This is a genomic window from Pseudomonas sp. LLC-1, from assembly GCF_002992185.1.
In the GTDB taxonomy this organism is placed as follows: Bacteria; Pseudomonadota; Gammaproteobacteria; order Pseudomonadales; family Pseudomonadaceae; genus Aquipseudomonas; species Aquipseudomonas monteilii.
In genome coordinates this window covers 37,428-55,051 of the sequence record NZ_LUVY01000007.1, presented here as the reverse complement: position 1 = coordinate 55,051, position 17,624 = coordinate 37,428, and the positions used below count along the sequence as shown (strand labels likewise).

At 63.3% G+C, this 17,624-nt stretch carries 20 protein-coding genes; 10 read left to right on the top strand and 10 right to left on the bottom strand.

Annotation, left to right across the window (positions count from 1 at the left end; all coding sequences use genetic code 11):
* Positions 1-68 precede the first annotated feature (68 nt).
* The 4 genes from rlmD to A0O30_RS06265 all read right to left on the bottom strand — a co-directional run bounded on the left by rlmD (position 69) and on the right by A0O30_RS06265 (position 4,601).
* Positions 69-1,427, bottom strand: a complete 1,359-nt coding sequence (gene rlmD, locus A0O30_RS06285) for a 23S rRNA (uracil(1939)-C(5))-methyltransferase RlmD (RefSeq protein WP_105945917.1) — start codon at positions 1,425-1,427, stop codon at positions 69-71.
* Positions 1,428-2,327: a cysteine synthase CysM gene (gene cysM / locus A0O30_RS06280; protein ID WP_025754883.1), complete on the bottom strand. Its 900-nt coding sequence runs from the start codon at positions 2,325-2,327 to the stop codon at positions 1,428-1,430.
* A gap of 159 nt (positions 2,328-2,486) precedes the next feature.
* Positions 2,487-3,878: a sensor histidine kinase gene (locus A0O30_RS06270; RefSeq protein ID WP_105945916.1), complete on the bottom strand. Its 1,392-nt coding sequence runs from the start codon at positions 3,876-3,878 to the stop codon at positions 2,487-2,489.
* A 3-nt stretch (positions 3,879-3,881) separates the two neighbouring features.
* Positions 3,882-4,601 carry a response regulator transcription factor gene (locus A0O30_RS06265; protein WP_105945915.1) on the bottom strand — a complete coding sequence of 240 codons (720 nt, stop codon included), beginning with the start codon at positions 4,599-4,601 and terminating at the stop codon, positions 3,882-3,884.
* A 193-nt stretch (positions 4,602-4,794) separates the two neighbouring features.
* On the opposite strand from A0O30_RS06265, the gene A0O30_RS06260 reads away from it, so the two are divergent.
* Genes A0O30_RS06260 through A0O30_RS06245 form a run of 4 tightly spaced genes read left to right on the top strand, consistent with a single transcriptional unit; the run spans position 4,795 to position 9,443 of the window.
* Positions 4,795-7,548 (top strand): response regulator, encoded by a 2,754-nt coding sequence (locus A0O30_RS06260; RefSeq protein WP_105945914.1) that lies wholly within the window; start codon positions 4,795-4,797, stop codon positions 7,546-7,548.
* A 35-nt stretch (positions 7,549-7,583) separates the two neighbouring features.
* Entirely contained in the window at positions 7,584-8,573 is a 990-nt protein-coding gene (locus A0O30_RS06255; protein ID WP_105945913.1) for a 2-hydroxyacid dehydrogenase, read from the top strand.
* 31 nt (positions 8,574-8,604) lie between these two features.
* Positions 8,605-9,042: a hypothetical protein gene (locus A0O30_RS06250; protein WP_060501873.1), complete on the top strand. Its 438-nt coding sequence runs from the start codon at positions 8,605-8,607 to the stop codon at positions 9,040-9,042.
* Positions 9,039-9,443: an META domain-containing protein gene (locus tag A0O30_RS06245; RefSeq protein WP_019099308.1), complete on the top strand. Its 405-nt coding sequence runs from the start codon at positions 9,039-9,041 to the stop codon at positions 9,441-9,443. The genes A0O30_RS06250 and A0O30_RS06245 overlap by 4 nt, the downstream gene beginning before the upstream one ends.
* Before the next feature lie 115 nt (positions 9,444-9,558).
* Here A0O30_RS06245 and A0O30_RS06240 read toward each other — a convergent pair whose 3' ends face one another.
* Positions 9,559-10,023: a TlpA disulfide reductase family protein gene (locus A0O30_RS06240; protein WP_016715449.1), complete on the bottom strand. Its 465-nt coding sequence runs from the start codon at positions 10,021-10,023 to the stop codon at positions 9,559-9,561.
* Between the two features lie 85 nt (positions 10,024-10,108).
* Here A0O30_RS06240 and arsC point away from each other — a divergent pair, with 85 nt between their 5' ends.
* The 3 genes from arsC to A0O30_RS06225 are packed head-to-tail and all read left to right on the top strand — an operon-like array spanning position 10,109 to position 11,470.
* The gene (gene arsC, locus A0O30_RS06235; RefSeq protein WP_105945912.1) at positions 10,109-10,462 is read left to right on the top strand and encodes an arsenate reductase (glutaredoxin); all 354 of its coding nucleotides are present in this window, start codon (positions 10,109-10,111) and stop codon (positions 10,460-10,462) included.
* Positions 10,459-11,064: an NAD(P)H:quinone oxidoreductase gene (gene wrbA, locus A0O30_RS06230; RefSeq protein ID WP_105945911.1), complete on the top strand. Its 606-nt coding sequence runs from the start codon at positions 10,459-10,461 to the stop codon at positions 11,062-11,064. Before arsC ends, wrbA begins: the two co-directional genes overlap by 4 nt.
* Positions 11,057-11,470, top strand: coding sequence for a DUF2069 domain-containing protein (locus tag A0O30_RS06225; RefSeq protein WP_105945910.1), 414 nt, complete (start codon positions 11,057-11,059; stop codon positions 11,468-11,470). Before wrbA ends, A0O30_RS06225 begins: the two co-directional genes overlap by 8 nt.
* Positions 11,471-11,572: 102 nt before the next feature.
* On the opposite strand, the gene A0O30_RS06220 is transcribed toward A0O30_RS06225, so the two are convergent.
* Together A0O30_RS06220 and ttcA are read right to left on the bottom strand one after the other, a co-directional pair.
* Positions 11,573-12,244 carry a DNA-3-methyladenine glycosylase I gene (locus A0O30_RS06220; protein WP_105945909.1) on the bottom strand — a complete coding sequence of 224 codons (672 nt, stop codon included), beginning with the start codon at positions 12,242-12,244 and terminating at the stop codon, positions 11,573-11,575.
* A 4-nt stretch (positions 12,245-12,248) separates the two neighbouring features.
* Positions 12,249-13,073, bottom strand: a complete 825-nt coding sequence (ttcA, locus tag A0O30_RS06215; RefSeq protein WP_016715445.1) for a tRNA 2-thiocytidine(32) synthetase TtcA — start codon at positions 13,071-13,073, stop codon at positions 12,249-12,251.
* 261 nt (positions 13,074-13,334) lie between these two features.
* Here ttcA and A0O30_RS06210 point away from each other — a divergent pair, with 261 nt between their 5' ends.
* The gene (locus A0O30_RS06210) at positions 13,335-13,934 is read left to right on the top strand and encodes a Yip1 family protein (RefSeq protein ID WP_003252385.1); all 600 of its coding nucleotides are present in this window, start codon (positions 13,335-13,337) and stop codon (positions 13,932-13,934) included.
* 131 nt (positions 13,935-14,065) lie between these two features.
* A complete protein-coding gene (locus A0O30_RS06205; protein WP_060501886.1) occupies positions 14,066-14,560 on the top strand; it encodes a SprT family zinc-dependent metalloprotease in 495 nt (164 codons plus the stop codon).
* 59 nt (positions 14,561-14,619) lie between these two features.
* On the opposite strand, the gene fpr is transcribed toward A0O30_RS06205, so the two are convergent.
* Complete coding sequence (fpr, locus tag A0O30_RS06200; protein ID WP_016501130.1) at positions 14,620-15,399, bottom strand: ferredoxin-NADP reductase; 780 nt, start codon at positions 15,397-15,399, stop codon at positions 14,620-14,622.
* A 118-nt stretch (positions 15,400-15,517) separates the two neighbouring features.
* On the opposite strand from fpr, the gene finR reads away from it, so the two are divergent.
* Positions 15,518-16,444, top strand: coding sequence for a LysR family transcriptional regulator FinR (finR, locus tag A0O30_RS06195; RefSeq protein WP_016715443.1), 927 nt, complete (start codon positions 15,518-15,520; stop codon positions 16,442-16,444).
* Here the strand turns inward: finR and A0O30_RS06190 are convergent.
* Both A0O30_RS06190 and erdR read right to left on the bottom strand, forming a co-directional pair.
* Positions 16,441-16,806 (bottom strand): diacylglycerol kinase, encoded by a 366-nt coding sequence (locus A0O30_RS06190; RefSeq protein WP_010952700.1) that lies wholly within the window; start codon positions 16,804-16,806, stop codon positions 16,441-16,443. The genes finR and A0O30_RS06190 overlap by 4 nt on opposite strands.
* 73 nt (positions 16,807-16,879) lie before the next feature.
* The gene (erdR, locus tag A0O30_RS06185) at positions 16,880-17,530 is read right to left on the bottom strand and encodes a response regulator transcription factor ErdR (protein ID WP_016715442.1); all 651 of its coding nucleotides are present in this window, start codon (positions 17,528-17,530) and stop codon (positions 16,880-16,882) included.
* Positions 17,531-17,624 lie beyond the last annotated feature (94 nt).

Sequence of the window (17,624 nt, the reverse complement as noted above, 5' to 3'; positions counted from 1 at the left end):
CACGCGGGTGCGCTGGCGATCACCGTGCGGCTGCCATTCCATGGAAGCCGCACCAAGGGGCCAGTCTGCTAGCCCGCTTCGAATAACGCCATGGCCTCGACATGCGCCGTTTGAGGAAACATGTCGAGAATCCCGGCCCTTTTTAACCGGTACCCCTGGCCGACCAGCACCTGGGCGTCTCGCGCCAGCGTGGCCGGGTTGCACGATACGTAGACCAGCCGTTTGGCCTGGAGGCGTGCGATGCCTTGCACCACCTCGAAAGCACCGTCGCGCGGTGGATCCAAGAGTACCGCAGAAAAGCCCTCGGCGGCCCATCCGGTGCCTGCCAAAGGCTGCGATAAATCGGCCTGAAAAAACCGTGCGTTATGCACATTGTTGTTTCGGGCATTGGCCGCGGCCCGATCGACCATGGCCTGTACACCTTCCACAGCCACCACTTCGCGCGCCTGGCGGGCCAGCGGCAGGGCGAAGTTGCCCAAGCCGCAGAACAGGTCCAGCACACGTTCGTCGGCCTGCGGTGCGAGCCAGGCCAGGGCCTGCTCGATCATCGCCGTGTTGACCTGGGCATTCACCTGTACGAAGTCGCCCGGGCGCCAGGCCAGCTCCAGCTGCCACGGTGCCAGGGCAAAGCCCAGTTGTGCGGCAGCGTCCGCCGGCGCGGGTTCACCTTCACCCTGCAACCACAGCTGGGCATTGGCCTGCTCGCAAAACGCCTGCAGTTTCGCCAGGTCTTCTGCCGGCAGCGGCGCGACATGCCGCACCAGCACCGCCTCGGCGGTACCACTGAACAGCTCCACGTGGCCCAGCGCCTGCGGTTTGCTCAACGAACGCAGCACCGTCGGCAAGTGGCGCAGAATCGATTGCAAAGGCTGTACCAGCACCGCGCAATCGTCGATGGCGATGATGGCCTGGCTGGCTTCGGCACGGAAGCCGACCTCCAGCTGACGCGCCTTGACGTCCCAGCGCACGGCCACGCGGGCACGGCGTCGGTAGCCAAATTCCGGCCCGCTCAGCGGTGCGGCCCATTCCTCGGGCTGCACGCCAGCCACTCGCTGCAGCTGTTCAGCCAGCGTGCGCTGTTTGAGCGCCAGCTGCGCTTCGTGCGGCAGGTGCTGCAGGTTGCAGCCTCCGCAGCGGTCGTAATAGCGGCACGGCGCCTCGCGGCGCTCGGGGCTGGCCTGTAGCAGGCGCTCCAGGCGGGCCTCGACCACTTTGCCACGGGCATTGAGCACGCGCGCCTCCACGGCCTCACCGGCCAGGGCGCCACTGACGAACCAGGTGCGCCCGTCAAGGAAGGCAATGCCACGGCCGTCACCGGCCAGGCGCTCGATATCCAGGCGCTGCTTCTTGCCCACGGGGACCTGGGGGCTACGGTTGCCGCCGGCCGGCTGGAAGCGCAGGCCGCTGTTGCTTTTTTTCTTGGACATTTAGCTCGGGTCGAACAGGCCGGTGGACAGGTAACGGTCGCCGCGGTCGCAGATGATCGCGACCATCACGGCATTTTCCACCTCGCGGGACAGGCGCAGCATGGCTGCGACCGCACCACCGGAAGACACGCCGCAGAAAATGCCCTCTTCACGGGCAAGGCGGCGGGTGGTGTCTTCGGCTTCCTGCTGCGACATGTCGACCACGCGGTCTACGCGAGTGGCGTCGAAAATTTTCGGCAGGTATTCCTCGGGCCAGCGGCGAATGCCTGGAATGGCCGAGCCTTCCATGGGTTGCAGGCCGATGATCTGCACCGCAGGATTCTGCTCCTTGAGGTACTGCGAGCAGCCCATGATGGTGCCGGTGGTGCCCATGGAGCTGACGAAATGGGTGATGGTGCCTTGGGTCTGCTGCCAGATTTCCGGGCCAGTGCTGTTGTAGTGGGCGATCGGGTTGTCGCCGTTGGCGAACTGGTCGAGCACCAGGCCGCGGCCTTCGGCCTGCAGCTTCTCGGCCAGGTCGCGGGCACCTTCCATGCCCTCTTCCTTGGTCACCAGAATCAGCTCGGCACCGTAGGCGGTCATCGCGGCCTTACGCTCGGCGGTGGAGTTGTCGGGCATGATCAGGATCATCTTGTAACCCTTGATTGCCGCCGCCATCGCCAGGGCGATGCCGGTGTTGCCGGAGGTGGCTTCGATCAAGGTGTCGCCGGGCTTGATCTGGCCACGCAGCTCGGCGCGGGTGATCATCGACAACGCAGGGCGGTCCTTCACCGAGCCGGCAGGATTGTTACCTTCGAGCTTGAGCAGGAGGGTGTTGCTGGTTTCGCCAGCAATGCGCTGCAGGCGAACCAGTGGCGTATTGCCGACGCAATCGGCGATGGTTGGGTACTGCAAGGTCATGGCGTATTTCACAATCCGGACGGCAGGGGCGCCTATCATACCGGCAAACCCTTCGCGGCCATATCACGCAATCCGTGGTCGATATAGCTACAAGCTATAACGTTAGCCTGTGCCGGCCTCTTCGCGGGCATGCCCGCTCCCACAGCGATCGCGCTGTATTCAAGATAAATGCGGTACCTGTGGGAGCGGGCGTGCCCGCGAAGAGGCCGGCACATGTAACGGCAACCTCATGCACAACCGCAGCCCATGCTTGCCATTCTCCGCCCACAAAGTGCCGCCCTGGCGCTGGATGGCACTGCGGGCAATGCTCAGGCCCAAGCCAAAACCACCATCCCCCGGCCGCGAACCGTCCAGCCGCGAGAACGGTGCAAAGATCCGTTCCAGGTCCTCTTCGGCCACACCACCGCCTTCATCCTCCAGCCACAACCACCAGTAACTGCCTTCGCGCTGCCCACCCAGGCGCACCACACCCTCGGCCGGCGAGTGACGAATGGCATTGCGCAACATGTTTTCCAGTGCCTGGGCCAAGTGGTTGAGGTTGCCCTGCACCCAGCAGTCGGCCGGCACTTCACAGCGCAAGCGTTCAAGCGACCAACCGCTCTCGTAGCTGGCATTTTCGGCCAGCAGCTCCCACAACGCATGGACTTCGATCGGCTCCAGGTTCATCGGCGCACGTTCGGCGTCCTGCCAGGCCAACTGCAGGGTGTCTTCTACCAGTTGCTGCATGCCGTCCACTTCACGGGTCAGGCGCTCGCGCAGGCGTTGCAAGTCGGTTTCACCGTCACAGGCCACCCGCAGCCGGCTCAGCGGCGTGCGCATTTCATGCGACAAGTCGCGCAACAACTGCTGCTGCATGGCCACCGTGCCCTGCAGCCGCTCGGCCATCTGGTCGAAGGCGCGGGCCAGCTCGCCCAGCTCGTCATGCCGGGCGATGGTGCGCGAATCCAGGCGTGCCGACAGCTGGTCGGCACGCCAGGCATTGGCCTGTTCGCGCAGCTGGTTCAGGGGCACGATCAACATGCGGTACAGCCCCACGCACAGCAGCAAGGTGAACAGGCCGGGGATGATGCCGTTGGTGACGATGCGCCACAGCAAGCGGTACTGGTCCGGATTGAACCGCTGCGGCAGTTCGATCACCAGCATGCCCTGCTCCGGCGCCGACGGGAACGGTACACGCACCCAAGGCTGATCGACGCTGCGACGGCTCATAGGCCAATCGACCCCGCGCAGGCGCGTCAGCCGCTGCATGATCTGCGGGTTGAGGGTGGCACTGTCGAGGGGCCGCAGGTTGATATCCAGCACACCCACCCAGCCCCTTTCACGCTGGTGCATCGCCGCCACCCACTGGTCCAGCCCCGCCCGCCCACCGCTACGCCAGGCTTGCTCGGCCTCGGCGGCATAGCCGCGCAGCGTTTGCCGCGCCGGCTCAGAGAGGAAAGCGTTCTGGATTTCCATGTGCCGGCCCCAGGTATAACTGAGGCCAATCATCAGCAGGCAGAAGCCCACCAGCAGGATGGCCAGCTTCCAGAACAACGAATGGCGGTCGAGCATGGCTCACTCCGCCTCGGTGGCGCTGAGCACGTAGCCCTTGCCCCACACGGTGCGGATCTGCCGCTCGTCATAACCGATGCCCTTGAGCTTGCGGCGTATCTGGCTGACATGCATGTCCAGGCTGCGGTCATGCCGCGAATAGCCGCGTTGCAACACCTGCTGGTAAAGGAATGGCTTGCTCAGAACGTCATCGAGGTTACGGTTGAGGATGTCGAGCAGGCGGAACTCGCTGGGCGTAAGGCCTGCCAGGCGGCCATCCAGCCGCACATCGCACAGACCCTCGTCGAACTGCAGCTCACCGCCGCCGGCCTGGTCCTGCGGCGCCTGATGACGCCGCTCAAGGGCCACCCGACGCAGGATGGCCTCGATGCGCACCTGCAGCTCGGCCATGCTGAACGGTTTGGGCAGGTAGTCATCGGCCCCACGCTGGAAACCACTGATACGGTCGGCCTCGGCCCCCAGCGCCGACATCAGGATCACTGGCGTGGCGCTGCGCTTGCGCAACTGTGCCAGCGCCTCAAGGCCATTGAGCCCGGGCAACAGGATGTCCATCAGCACCACATCGAACACCTGACGCCCTGCCGTCTCCAGGCCCTCCAGGCCATTGCGGCACCAGGTCACCTGAAAGCCCCCGCGTTGCAGTTCTTCGTGCAGGTAGGCACCGAGCACCGGATCATCCTCGATGGCGAGGATATTGGAGTTGTGAATAGCTACAGGATTCATTGGCAACTGCCATGCATTCTCAATTGCGCAATTATTGAGCATCCACCGCCTGCCAGGCAACCGCCCTGCGACCAATGCACCGGCAATGGCGCAAAACACGTACTAAAGAGGTGCAATGGTGCCGCAGGCGGAGTAACTTCGCGGCTTGGCCGTCACCACTTGATGGCATCCAGGCACATCACAGGAGGCGAGTGTGCTCGATCGCTTGGGAATCCGCAGCCGGGTCCTGCTGCTGGCACTGCTGCCGGCCGGCCTGATGGCCCTGGTGCTGGGCAGTTACTTCACCTGGCTGCAACAGAATGACCTGCGCACCCAGCTGTTGCAGCGCGGCAAGATGATAGCCGAACAACTGGCGCCACTGGCCGCCCCCGCCATGGCCCGGCTCGCGCCAGCGCAACTGGAGCGTATCGCCGCGCAAACCCTGGAGCAGTCCGACGTACGGGCCGTCGCCTTCCTGGCCCCGGACCGCACACGCCTGGCCCACGCCGGCCCGAGCATGCTCAACCAGCCCCCCAGCGGCGGCACGGGCACCCAACTGCTGCAACGCAGCGGCAATGACGCCACCCGCTACCTGATGCCCGTGTTCGGCCACCACCGTGATCTGGCCACCGATGCCGTACCGGCCGAGGCCGAGCGCCTGCTGGGATGGGTCGAGATCGAGCTGTCGCACGACGGCACTCTCCTGCGCGGTTATCGCAACCTGTTCACCAGCCTGTTACTGATCCTCGCCTGCCTGGCCCTCAGCGGCCTGCTGGCGCTGCGCATGAGCCGCACCATCAACGGCCCCATCGAGCGCATCAAGCACGCGGTCAACCAGCTCAAGGACGGCCACCTGGAAGAACGCCTGCCAACCATGGGCAGCCATGAGCTGGACGAGCTGGCACGCGGCATCAACCGCATGGCCGAAACCCTGCAAAATGCCCATGAAGAACTGCAGCACAGCATCGACCAGGCCACCGAAGACGTGCGCCAGAACCTCGAAACCATCGAGATCCAGAACATCGAGCTGGACATGGCGCGCAAGGAGGCGCTTGAGGCCAGCCGCATCAAATCGGAGTTCCTGGCCAACATGAGCCACGAGATCCGCACCCCGCTCAATGGCATTCTGGGGTTTACCCACCTGCTGCAAAAAAGCGAAATGACGCCGCGCCAGCTGGACTACCTGAGCACCATCGAGAAATCCGCCGACAATTTGCTCGGGATCATCAACGAGATCCTCGATTTCTCCAAGATCGAGGCCGGCAAACTGGTGCTCGACAGCATCCCGTTCAACCTGCGTGACCTGGTTCAGGACACGCTGACCATCCTGGCACCGGCCGCCCACGCCAAGCAGCTGGAATTGCTCAGCCTGATCTATCGCGACACGCCCGCTTCGTTGATCGGCGACCCGCTGCGGCTCAAGCAGATCCTGACCAACCTGGTCAGCAACGCCATCAAGTTCACCCGCGAAGGCACCATCGTCGTACGCGCCATGCTCGAAGACGAGCACGAAGACAGCGCACAACTGCGCATCAGCGTGCAGGACACCGGTATCGGCCTGTCGCCGCAGGATGTACGTACACTGTTCCAGGCCTTCAGCCAGGCCGACAACTCACTGGCCCGCCAACCCGGCGGCACCGGCCTGGGGCTGGTGATTTCCAAGCGCCTGATCGAGCAGATGGGCGGTGAAATCGGCGTCGACAGCACCCCGGGCGAAGGGTCGCAGTTCTGGATCAGCCTCAACCTGCCCAAAGCCCACGACGATGTCGAGGCGTTTGCGCTACAGCCGCTGCTAGGCCGCCGCGCCGCCATCGTCGACGGCCACGAGCTGGCCCGTCAGGCGCTGGAACACCAACTGGAAGACTGTGGCCTCAGCGTCAGCCTGTTCACCTCCTACGACCAGTTGCTGCAGGCGGTGCAAGCTGCCAGCCAGGCCGGCCAGCCGTTCGAGTTCGCCGTACTCGGGGCCAACCTGGGCAACCTGTCGCCCGAGCAACTGGGCCGCTACCACCAGCAGCTTGAGCGCTACCACTGCCAATGCGTGGTACTGTGCCCGACCACCGAGCAAGCCCTTTACCACCCGTTCCTGCCCAATGGTCATGGCCAGTTGCTGTCCAAGCCGACCTGCACCCGCAAACTGCGTCGTCTGCTGCTGGAGCTGGTGCAACCACGCCGCCCGCTGGGCGAAGCGAACAGCATCAACGGCCAGCGGCAGCCGAAAATCCTGTGCGTCGACGACAATGCCGCCAACTTGCTGTTGGTGCAGACACTGCTAGAGGACCTTGGCGCCGAAGTGCTGGCCGTAGACAACGGTTATGCCGCGGTAAAGGCCGTACAGGACGAGCCGTTCGACCTGATATTGATGGACGTGCAGATGCCCGGCATGGATGGCCGCGCCTGCACAGAGCAGATTCGGCTTTGGGAAAATACCCAAAGCGGCAACCCGTTGCCGATCGTCGCCCTTACCGCCCACGCCATGGCCAATGAAAAACGCGCATTGCTGCACGGCGGCATGGACGACTACCTGACCAAGCCTATCAGCGAACGGCAACTGGCCCAGGTGGTGATGAAATGGACGGGCCTGAGCCTGGGCACACCGCAGCAGGCGCAAACCGAGCTGTTGGCCAACAGCGATGAACTCAAGGTACTCGACCCCGAAGAAGGCTTGCGCCTGGCGGCTGGCAAGGCGGACCTGGCAGCCGACATGCTGAGCATGCTGCTGGCTTCGCTGGAGGCAGACCGCGAAGCCATTCGTGCAGCCCGCGAGGCAGACGACCGCAATGGCCTGATCGAGCAGGTACACCGCCTGAACGGCGCCTCGCGCTATTGCGGTGTGCCGCAGTTGCGCGCGGCCTGCCAGCGCAGCGAGACCTTGCTCAAACAGGAAAATCCGCAGGCACAGCAGGCGCTGGATGAGCTGGACGGTGCGATCAGCCGGCTGGCGGCGCAGGCCAGATTGAGCGCTTGAACAGAGCGGTCGAGTTTTGAATGAGGAGCCCCACCATGCGCGCCCTGTTGTTCAGCAGCCAGCACTACGATCAGGAAAGCTTCACCCGGGCCGCCAGTGGCAGCACCCTGGAGCTGCATTTCCAGCCTGCCCGCCTGACGCTAGACACCGCCGCCCTGGCCAGCGGCTACGAAGTCGTCTGTGCCTTCATCAACGACGAACTCGACGCCCCGGTGCTGCAGCGCCTGGCCGCCGATGGCACACGCCTGATCGCCCTGCGTTCGGCCGGCTACAACCACGTCGACCTCGCTGCGGCCCAGCGGCTTGGCCTTGCCGTGGTGCGTGTGCCGGCCTACTCGCCACACGCCGTGGCCGAGCACGCCGTGGCGTTGATCCTGGCCCTCAACCGGCGCCTGCACCGGGCCTACAACCGCACCCGCGAAGGTGATTTCACCCTGCACGGGCTCACCGGTTTCGACCTGCACGGCAAAACCGTCGGCGTGGTCGGCACCGGCCAGATCGGCGTGGCCTTTGCCCGCATCATGGCCGGTTTCGGCTGCCAACTGCTGGCCCACGACCCCTACCCCAACCCGGAACTGCTGGCCCTCGGTGCACGCTACCTGACCATGCCCGAGTTGCTGCGCGAAGCCCGCATCATCAGCCTGCACTGCCCGCTGACCGAGCACACCCGTCACTTGATCAATGCGCAAAGCCTGGCCCACCTCCAACCCGGAGCCATGCTCATAAACACGGGCCGTGGCGCGCTGGTCGACACCCCGGCACTGATCGATGCGCTGAAAAGCGGCCAACTCGGCTACCTGGGCCTGGATGTCTACGAAGAAGAAGCCCAGCTGTTCTTCGAAGACCGCTCCGACCTGCCCCTGCAGGACGATGTGCTGGCGCGCCTGCTGACCTTCCCCAACGTGATCATCACGGCTCACCAGGCCTTCCTCACCCGCGAGGCGCTGGATGCCATCGCTGCGACCACGCTGGACAACATCAACCGCTGGGCGGCGGGCAATCCACAGAATCTGGTGATGGGTTAATGCTAGGATACGCGGCATTTCTGGAGGACCCATGGTCGAGCACGATTTCCGCTACACCCTTTTCAACCCGCAACACACCCTGATCGAGTGCCGCGCACTGGTGCCAGGCCGCTACCAGGTCACTGGCAACGGCGGCTCGATGCACAAAGGCGACACCCTGCTGGTCACCCTCAAAGGCAGCAAGGACCTGTCCATGCGCCTGACCGTGGAAAGCGTGCGCCACCTGATCAACCCGCGCGGCCAGTGGGTTGCCGTGGCCAGCGGCCCGGTGTTCAACGAGCTGGAAATCCTCACCTGGCAGGTCGAGTGCGACAGCTGCGATGCCGTGCTGGACTTCGAGTTTGCCGTGGACGCCAAGCTGGGCAAACAAGCCCGCCAACCCGCTGCCAGCGCGCGCATTGCCGAACTGGGCTGGGCCAGCCGTGGCGACAAACACCTGTGCCCGCGTTGCCAGGAGAGCGCCGAGTGAAAAATCTGCTGACCGGCGTGCTGATTGCCACCGGCCTGCTCGGCTGCGCCGCAGAACCTTCGAAGCTGCAGCAGGAACGCAGCTATGTGCTGGAATGGATTGGCGAACGCCCGCTGATCGACTACAGCCACCTCACCCTGACCCTGGCCAGTGACGGCCGCGCCTATGGCAATGGCGGTTGCAACCACTGGTTTGCGCCGTACACGCTGGACGGTGAGCACCTGAGCTTCGGCAAGGTCGGCAAGACCCGCAAGCTGTGCGCGCCAGCGTTGATGGAGCAGGAAAAGCGCTTCTTGCAGGCACTGGAAACGGTGCAGCGCTGGGATGTGTCGCCGGTGGAGCAGATGCGCTTCTGGCCAGCCGAGGGTAAACCGCTGCGGTTCTGGCCTGAGGAAGGCTGATAATCATTGGGGCCGCTTTGCGGCCCTTCGCGGGCACGCCCGCTCCCACAGTTTTCCCACTCCACCTGTGGGAGCGGGCGTGCCCGCGAAGGGCTGCAAAGCAGCCCCAAATGTATCAAGCGCCTTTCAGGGCCTTGATCTTGGCTTGCAAGCCTTCCAGGGTCTGCTCGCCCAGCAACTGCTCACGCACCTTGCCCTTGTCATCGATGATGTAGGTCACCGGCAGCGCCTCGCTGCGTGGCAGGTCGTAGCGCTCGGCCGGGTCCTGGGCCAGCACGGTAAAACCGATGCCCAGGGTTTCAGCGGCCTGTTTCAGGTCCTGACCCTGCAAGCCATCGAAATTCACCCCCACCACCTTGATGCCATCGGCCGCCCACTGCTTGGCCGCCGCGTTCAGTTCAGGGATCTCGGTACGGCACGGCCCGCACCATTCAGCCCAGTAGTTGAGCACCAGCCAGTGCCCGTCGATCTGTTCGGCCTTAACCGTATTACCGTGTTGGTCCACGCCATAATCGGCACCGCAACCACCGAGCAACAGGCTCGCGGTGATGGCCAGTACTGCTGCCAGACGCCTTGCCATGGGTCAATCCTTCTCGAGTTTTAAAGCAAATTGGTCAGTCGCTGCGGTTAGAATAGCCGCCACACCCTGCTGGATGCGACCCGACATGACCGACCTCACGCTCTATCATAACCCGCGCTGCTCGAAATCCCGCGGCGCGCTGGAACTGCTCGAAGCCCGCGGCCTGGCGCCAACCATCGTGCGCTACCTGGAAACCCCGCCCGACGCCGCCACCCTCAAGGCCCTGCTCGCCAAACTGGGCATCACACCCCGCCAACTGCTGCGCACAGGTGAAGACGCGTACCAGGACCTGAACCTGGCTGACCCGGCTTTGACCGATGCACAACTGATCGACGCCATGACCCAGCACCCCAAGCTGATCGAACGCCCGATCCTGGTCGCCGGTGACAAGGCCGTGGTCGGTCGCCCACCGGAAAAAGTGCTGGAGATCCTGCCGTGAGCGCCCCGTACATCCTGGTGCTGTATTACAGCCGCCATGGTTCGACCAGCGAAATGGCCCGGCATATCGCTCGCGGCATCGAACTGGCCGGCATGGAGGCGCGCCTGCGCACGGTGCCTGCGATCTCCACCGAATGCGAAGCCGTCGCGCCGGATATTCCGGCCAGTGGCGCGCTGTACGCGACCCTGGACGACCTGCGCCACTGCGCCGGCCTGGTGCTGGGCAGCCCGACCCGTTTCGGCAACATGGCAGCGCCGCTGAAGTACTTCCTGGACGGCACCAGCAGCCTGTGGCTGGGTGGCGAACTGGTCGGCAAGCCGGCTGGCGTGTTCACCTCCACCGCCAGCCTGCACGGCGGCCAGGAAACCACCCTGCTGTCGATGATGCTGCCGTTGATGCACCACGGCATGCTGGTGATGGGCCTGCCCTACAGCGAATCGGCCTTGCTGGAAACCCGCGGCGGCGGCACCCCTTACGGCGCCAGCCACCATGCCGGTGCCGATGGCAAGCGCGAGCTCGACCAACACGAGGTCACCCTGTGCCGCGCCCTTGGCCAACGCCTGGCGACCACCGCCAAGGCCCTGGAGGCCGCGCGTGGCTAAAAAGCCCAAGGTGTTGCCGCCACTGGAGTGGCTGGCACCGCGCCTGCGCCTGACACGGGCGTTGAGCCTGGCGTTCTTCTTCGGCCTGATCGCTTTGCTGGTGGTGAACAACCTTTGGTTCGCCAACCTGCATGGCGCACGGGTCGAGGTGATCCTGGCGATCGAACTGGTGCCGCTGCTGTTGCTGCTGCCGGCCATGCTGACAGGCAGCGCCCGGGCACATGCCTGGACCTGCTTCGTGGTGAACATCTATTTCATCAAGGGCGTGCTGGCGGCGTTCGACCCGGCGCGGGCGGTGTTTGGCTGGGTTGAAGTGCTGGTGAGCCTCGGGTTGTTCATTGCAGGGCTGCTGTATGTGCGCTGGAAGTTCCAGCATGAGCGGCGTATGGCAGGAGAAGGGCGTTAGTTTCTTCGCGGGCTTGCCCGCTCCCACAGGATTTGCATCGTCATTGAAACCGGTGCATTACCTGTGGGAGCGGGCAAGCCCGCGAATGGGGCGACACAAATCTCAATGGTTGACGGTATGCGCCAGCATTACCGACAACTGGCACAGTGGCCGCCCGCTCTCGGCATGCCACTGGTTGAACGCGTGCTGCACCAACGCCAGGTCACGCTGACTGGTCGGTTGCTTGTCGATCACTTTCTGCGCAATCAGCGCCGCCGCCATGTCATCGGTGGGGATGAAGGTATCCTTGCCGACCATGCGCAGGAAGCGCGGCGCCGACAACCCGCCCAACTGATTGCCATGCTTGGCCAGGTACTTCCATAACCCGACAATGTCGGTCACCGGCCAATCGGCGATGAACGCACCAAAGCTGCCGTTTTCTTTGGCGATATCAAGCACCATCTGCGCATTGCGCGGCACGCTCTTGAGCTTGCCCATATGACGGATGATGCGCTCATCCTGCATCAGCCGCTCTAGGTGCTCGGCGCCCATCAGCACCACCTTCTCCGGGTCGAAACCGAAGAACACCTGCTCGAACGCCGGCCACTTGGCGTCCACCAGGCTGTGCTTGAGCCCGGCGCGGAACACACGCAAGGCCAGGGTCGACAGGTAGCGGTCATCACTGATGCCCCGCAGCTGCGCCGGCGTGCGCGGCTGCGGCAGGAATGCCTCCAACGCCTGGGCCGAGCCAAAGCGGTTCAGGCAGTACTCATGCAGCCACTGGTAATCGCGCATAGGCTCAGATGTTCACCACGTCGAGGAAGCGCGGGGTAGCGTTTTCGTCGATCTTCAGGCTGGTGAAATCGAACAGGTTGCGGTCGGCCAGTTGCGACGGTGCCACGTTCTGCAGGGCGCGGAAAATGCTCTCGGTACGGCCCGGGTGCTTGCGCTCCCACTCCACCAGCATGTCCTTGACCACCTGGCGCTGCAGGTTTTCCTGCGAGCCGCACAGGTTGCACGGGATGATCGGGAATTCCTTCATGTCCGAGTAGGCCTGGATGTCCTTCTCGCTGCAGTAGGCCAACGGGCGGATCACCACGTTGCGGCCATCATCGGCACGCAGCTTCGGCGGCATGCCCTTGAGCGCACCGTTGAAGAACATGTTGAGGAAGAAGGTTTCGACGATATCGTCGCGGTGGTGCCCCAGGGCCATCTTGGTCGCGCCGATTTCATCGGCGAAGGTGTACAGGGTGCCACGGCGCAAGCGCGAGCACAGCGAGCAGGTGGTCTTGCCCTCGGGTACCAGCTCCTTGACCACCGAGTAGGTGTCCTTCTCGACGATGTGGTACTCGACGCCCAGCTCCTTGAGGTAGGCCGGCAGCACGTGTTCGGGGAAGCCGGGCTGCTTCTGGTCCATGTTCACCGCAACGATCTCGAACTTGATCGGTGCCACCTTCTGCAGGTGCAACAGAACGTCGAGCATGGTGTAGCTGTCCTTGCCGCCAGACAGACAGACCATGACCTTGTCGCCATCCTCGATCATGTTGTAGTCGGTGATGGCTTCGCCGGCGAGACGACGCAGGCGTTTTTGCAGTTTGTTCTGGTTGACCGAGAGGGTGCCCATAGCGCTTGAATCCGCGAGGTGTGACAAAAGGCGGCTATTTTACGCACAAACGCGGCGCCGCTGTAGGCATTCCGATAAAGACTTCGTTGTAATCAACAGTACGCCTGACAGCGCAATTTGCTCTAAAAAGCACGGTTTATGCCGGCAACAGCTTCCTATACTGCGACATAAGGCCACATTACCGCTTGCATCGGTGTTCGGGCCTCGGGCCGCTTGCGCTCCATCTGGGGGGCGTTTGGCAACATTGAGAGGAGTGACGGCATGATTCATCACGTTGTGGGGCTGTTTACCCATCCCGACCAGGAATGGCGGGAAATCCGTGGCGAAGAAGAAACCATCAGCCACATGTACCTGACGCACACCCTTATCCTGGCGGCGATTCCCGCCGTTTCGGCGTTCATCGGCACCACCCAGGTCGGCTGGGTGATCGGCGACCGGCCAGCCGTGATGCTGACCATGGAAAGCGCCATCTGGATGAGCATCATGTCGTACCTGGCAATGCTCGCCGGGGTGGCGGTAATGGGCGCATTCATCCACTGGATGGCCCGCACCTACGATGCCAACCCGTCCATGGCGCAGTGCATCGCCTTTGCCACCTACACCGCCACCCCTTTGTTCATCGGCGGCCTGGCAGCGCTCTACCCGCACTTGTGGCTGGGCATGCTGATCGGCACGGCCGCCATCTGCTACACGGTGTACCTGCTGTATGTCGGCTTACCGACGTTCATGAACATACCGTCCGACGAAGGCTTCCTGTTCTCAAGCTCCGTGCTGGCGGTGGGCCTTGTGGTACTGGTGGCGATCATGGCTGCCACGGTGATTATCTGGGGACTGGGCGTGGGGCCCGTCTACACCAACTAGAACAGATTCAACCAACACTGGGGCATCAACCAGGGGCCGCCGCAAGGCGGCCTCTGGCTGTGCGCTGACCGGTGGCTCGGCACCCCCGCTGCAGTTGCGGCATAATGCCCGGTCAGGAGAACCACCCCGCCATGCCCGAGCTGCTCAGACAACGCGTCGAAACCTGTTACCAGCAAGCCGAAACCTTCTTCAAACGCCCCTTCCCGCGCCCGGAAGTCAGCTTCAAGCTGCGCGGGCAAAAAGCCGGGGTTGCCCACCTGCACGAGAACCTGCTGCGTTTCAACCTGCAGCTCTACCGCGAAAACCAGGAAGACTTCCTGCGCCAGACCGTGGCCCATGAAGTGGCACACCTGGTGGCCCACCAGCTGTTCGGCGACCGCATCCAGGCCCATGGCGAGGAGTGGCAGCTGATCATGCGCGGGGTGTACGAGCTGCCGCCCAACCGGTGCCACAACTACGAAGTGCAACGGCGCGCGGTCACCCGCTACATTTACCGTTGCCCGTGCCCGCAGGGTGACTTCCCGTTTACGGCGCAGCGGCACAAACTGGTGCGCCAGGGGCGGCGGTACCTGTGCAAGCGGTGCCGGGGGATTCTGGTGTACAGCGGCGAGACGCGCGTCGAATAGATTGTGTTCAGGCATAAGAAAGGCGACCCAAGGGTCGCCTTCTTGTACCAGCCTGCGCCTTACTTCTCGACGAAGGCACGCTCGATCAGGTAGTCACCCGGCTCGCGCATGCGGGCGGAGACCTTCAGGCCGAAGCTGTCCAGCACTTCGCTGGTCTCGTCGAGCATGCTCGGGCTGCCGCAGATCATCGCACGGTCGTCCTGCGGGTTGATCGGTGGCAGGCCGATGTCGCTGAACAGCTTGCCGCTGCGCATCAGGTCGGTCAGGCGGCCCTGGTTCTCGAACGGCTCGCGGGTCACGGTCGGGTAGTAGATCAGCTTGTCGCGAACCGACTCACCGAAGAACTCGTTCTGCGGCAGGTGTTCGGTGATGAACTCGCGGTAGGCCACTTCGTTCACGTAACGCACGCCGTGCACCAGGATCACTTTTTCGAAGCGCTCGTAGGTTTCCGGGTCCTGGATGACGCTCATGAACGGCGCCAGGCCAGTGCCGGTGCTCAGCAGGTACAGGTGCTTGCCCGGATTCAGGTCATCGAGTACCAGGGTACCGGTAGGCTTCTTGCTGATGATGATCTCGTCGCCTTCCTTCAGGTGTTGCAGCTGCGAGGTCAGCGGGCCGTCCGGCACCTTGATGCTGAAGAACTCCAGGTGCTCTTCCCAGTTCGGCGAAGCGATGGAATAGGCACGCATGAGCGGACGGCCGCTTTCCTGCTGCAAGCCGATCATCACGAACTGACCGTTCTCGAAGCGCAGGCCCGGGTCGCGGGTGCACTTGAAGCTGAACAGGGTGTCGTTCCAGTGGTGCACACTGAGGACACGTTCGTGGTTCATGTTGCTCATCGATGGGGCTCCTGAAGAAAAACGCGGCGCGCAAAACGCGCAGTTGCGCGATAGTTTAGGGGCAGCGACAATATCTGTTAACTGGATTATCAAGATATGTGTTATCGGTTATATCGATATGCGATTCACACTTCGTCAACTGCAGGTCTTCGTCGCCGTCGCTCAGCATCAAAGCGTCTCTCGGGCCGCTAGCCTGCTGGCGTTGTCGCAGTCGGCCGCCAGCACTTCAATTACCGAACTGGAGCGGCAATCGAGCTGCCAGTTGTTCGACCGTGCCGGCAAGCGACTGGCCCTCAACGCCTTGGGCCATCAGCTGCTACCGCAGGCGGTGGCCCTGCTCGACCAGGCCAAGGAAATCGAAGACCTGCTCAATGGCAAGTCCGGTTTCGGCTCGCTGGCGGTCGGCGCCACACTGACCATCGGCAACTACCTGGCCACCCTGCTGATCGGCAGCTTCATGCAGACCCACCCGGAAAGCCAGGTGAAGCTGCATGTACAGAACACTGCGCATATCGTGCAACAGGTGGCGCACTACGAAATTGATCTGGGTCTAATCGAAGGTGACTGCAACCACCCGGACCTGGAAGTGCAGCCCTGGGTGGAGGACGAACTGGTGGTGTTCTGCGCGCCGCAGCATCCGCTGGCCACGCTGGGCCGCGCCGATATCGAAAGCTTGTCGCAAGAAGCGTGGATACTGCGCGAGCAAGGCTCAGGCACGCGCCTGACCTTCGACCAGGCCATGCGCCATCACCGCGCCAACCTCAATATCCGCCTGGAGCTGGAACACACCGAAGCCATCAAGCGCGCCGTCGAGTCGGGCCTGGGCATTGGCTGCATTTCACGCCTGGCGCTGCGGGATGCCTTCCGCCGAGGCAGCCTGGTAGCGGTCGAAACCCCCGAGCTGGACCTGATGCGCCAGTTCTACTTCATCTGGCACAAACAAAAATACCAGACCTCGGCCATGCGTGAGTTTCTGGAACTTTGCCGCAGCTTCACCGCGGGCTTTACCCGCAGTGATGAAATCGTACTGCCGCCAATCGCTTAAAGCAGGATCACGCCCCACACCAGCGCGACCATGGTCAGAGCCACCAGCTGTGCGGCGCTGCCCATGTCCTTGGCGTTTTTCGACAGGGGGTGACGCTCCAGCGAGATGCGGTCGATGGCCGCCTCCACTGCCGAGTTGAACAGCTCGACGATCAAGCCCAACAGGCACACCGCGATCATGATCGCCCGTTCCGCACGGCTGACCGGCAACCAGAAGGCGATCGGGATCAGCAGCACGTTGAGCAGTACCAGCTGGCGGAACGCAGCCTCCCCCTTGAAGGCGGCGCGCAGGCCGTCCAGCGAGTAGCCGGCGGCGTTGAAGATGCGTTTGAGGCCGGTCTGGCCCTTGAATGGCGATGTCATGTGAGTCACTTCACAACGGAAAGGCCAGCAGACTAGACCGGCACGGGTCAAAAAAGCGTGAAGCCACGCGCAGTCAGTTGCTGGCAACCGATTCAAGTTGTTGCAGCAGCAGCGCAGCCTGGGTGCGGGTGCGCACGCCCAGCTTGCGGAAGATCGCGGTCACGTGGGCCTTGATGGTTGCCTCCGACACGTTCAGCTCATAGGCGATCTGCTTGTTCAACAAGCCTTCACAGACCATGGTCAGTACGCGGAACTGCTGCGGCGTAAGGCTGGCCAGGCCTTCGCTGGCGGCTTTGGCCTCAGCCGACACATCCACCTTTTCGAACGCCTGCGGCGGCCACCAGACCTCGCCATCGAGCACCTTGCGCACGGCATCCTGGATGACTTCCAGGGTGCTGGACTTGGGAATGAAGCCACTGGCGCCAAACTCGCGGGACTTGACCACCACGGCAGCCTCCTCCTGCGCCGATACCATCACCACGGGAATCTGCGGGTATTGCCCGCGCAACAGCACCAGCCCGGAAAAACCGTAAGCACCCGGCATGTTCAAGTCCAGCAGCACCAGGTCCCAGTCGGCTTTTTCGCTCAGACGGGTTTCCAGTTCGGCAATGCTCGCGACTTCGACCAGGCGTACATCCGGGCCCAGGCCGAGGGTAACGGCCTGGCGCAGGGCGCCACGGAACAGTGGGTGGTCATCGGCAATCAGGATTTCGTAAGTGGCCATCGATCTAAGGATCCTGTTCTGTGCCAGGCGCTCGAGGGTAAGGGAAGCGTCCGGCGGGGAATCGGCGCCAAGGATGCCGAGCACGGTCAAGGGT

Excerpts from the sequence above, each read along its gene's own strand:
- rlmD (WP_105945917.1), bottom strand. The coding sequence starts at position 1,427 with ATGTCCAAGAAAAAAAGCAACAGCGGCCTGCGCTTCCAGCCGGCCGGC.
- cysM (WP_025754883.1), bottom strand. The coding sequence starts at position 2,327 with ATGACCTTGCAGTACCCAACCATCGCCGATTGCGTCGGCAATACGCCA.
- A0O30_RS06270 (WP_105945916.1), bottom strand. The coding sequence starts at position 3,878 with ATGCTCGACCGCCATTCGTTGTTCTGGAAGCTGGCCATCCTGCTGGTG.
- A0O30_RS06265 (WP_105945915.1), bottom strand. The coding sequence starts at position 4,601 with ATGAATCCTGTAGCTATTCACAACTCCAATATCCTCGCCATCGAGGAT.
- A0O30_RS06255 (WP_105945913.1), top strand. The coding sequence starts at position 7,584 with ATGCGCGCCCTGTTGTTCAGCAGCCAGCACTACGATCAGGAAAGCTTC.
- A0O30_RS06250 (WP_060501873.1), top strand. The coding sequence starts at position 8,605 with ATGGTCGAGCACGATTTCCGCTACACCCTTTTCAACCCGCAACACACC.
- A0O30_RS06240 (WP_016715449.1), bottom strand. The coding sequence starts at position 10,023 with ATGGCAAGGCGTCTGGCAGCAGTACTGGCCATCACCGCGAGCCTGTTG.
- arsC (WP_105945912.1), top strand. The coding sequence starts at position 10,109 with ATGACCGACCTCACGCTCTATCATAACCCGCGCTGCTCGAAATCCCGC.
- A0O30_RS06220 (WP_105945909.1), bottom strand. The coding sequence starts at position 12,244 with ATGCGCGATTACCAGTGGCTGCATGAGTACTGCCTGAACCGCTTTGGC.
- ttcA (WP_016715445.1), bottom strand. The coding sequence starts at position 13,073 with ATGGGCACCCTCTCGGTCAACCAGAACAAACTGCAAAAACGCCTGCGT.
- A0O30_RS06210 (WP_003252385.1), top strand. The coding sequence starts at position 13,335 with ATGATTCATCACGTTGTGGGGCTGTTTACCCATCCCGACCAGGAATGG.
- A0O30_RS06205 (WP_060501886.1), top strand. The coding sequence starts at position 14,066 with ATGCCCGAGCTGCTCAGACAACGCGTCGAAACCTGTTACCAGCAAGCC.
- fpr (WP_016501130.1), bottom strand. The coding sequence starts at position 15,399 with ATGAGCAACATGAACCACGAACGTGTCCTCAGTGTGCACCACTGGAAC.
- finR (WP_016715443.1), top strand. The coding sequence starts at position 15,518 with ATGCGATTCACACTTCGTCAACTGCAGGTCTTCGTCGCCGTCGCTCAG.
- A0O30_RS06190 (WP_010952700.1), bottom strand. The coding sequence starts at position 16,806 with ATGACATCGCCATTCAAGGGCCAGACCGGCCTCAAACGCATCTTCAAC.
- erdR (WP_016715442.1), bottom strand. The coding sequence starts at position 17,530 with ATGGCCACTTACGAAATCCTGATTGCCGATGACCACCCACTGTTCCGT.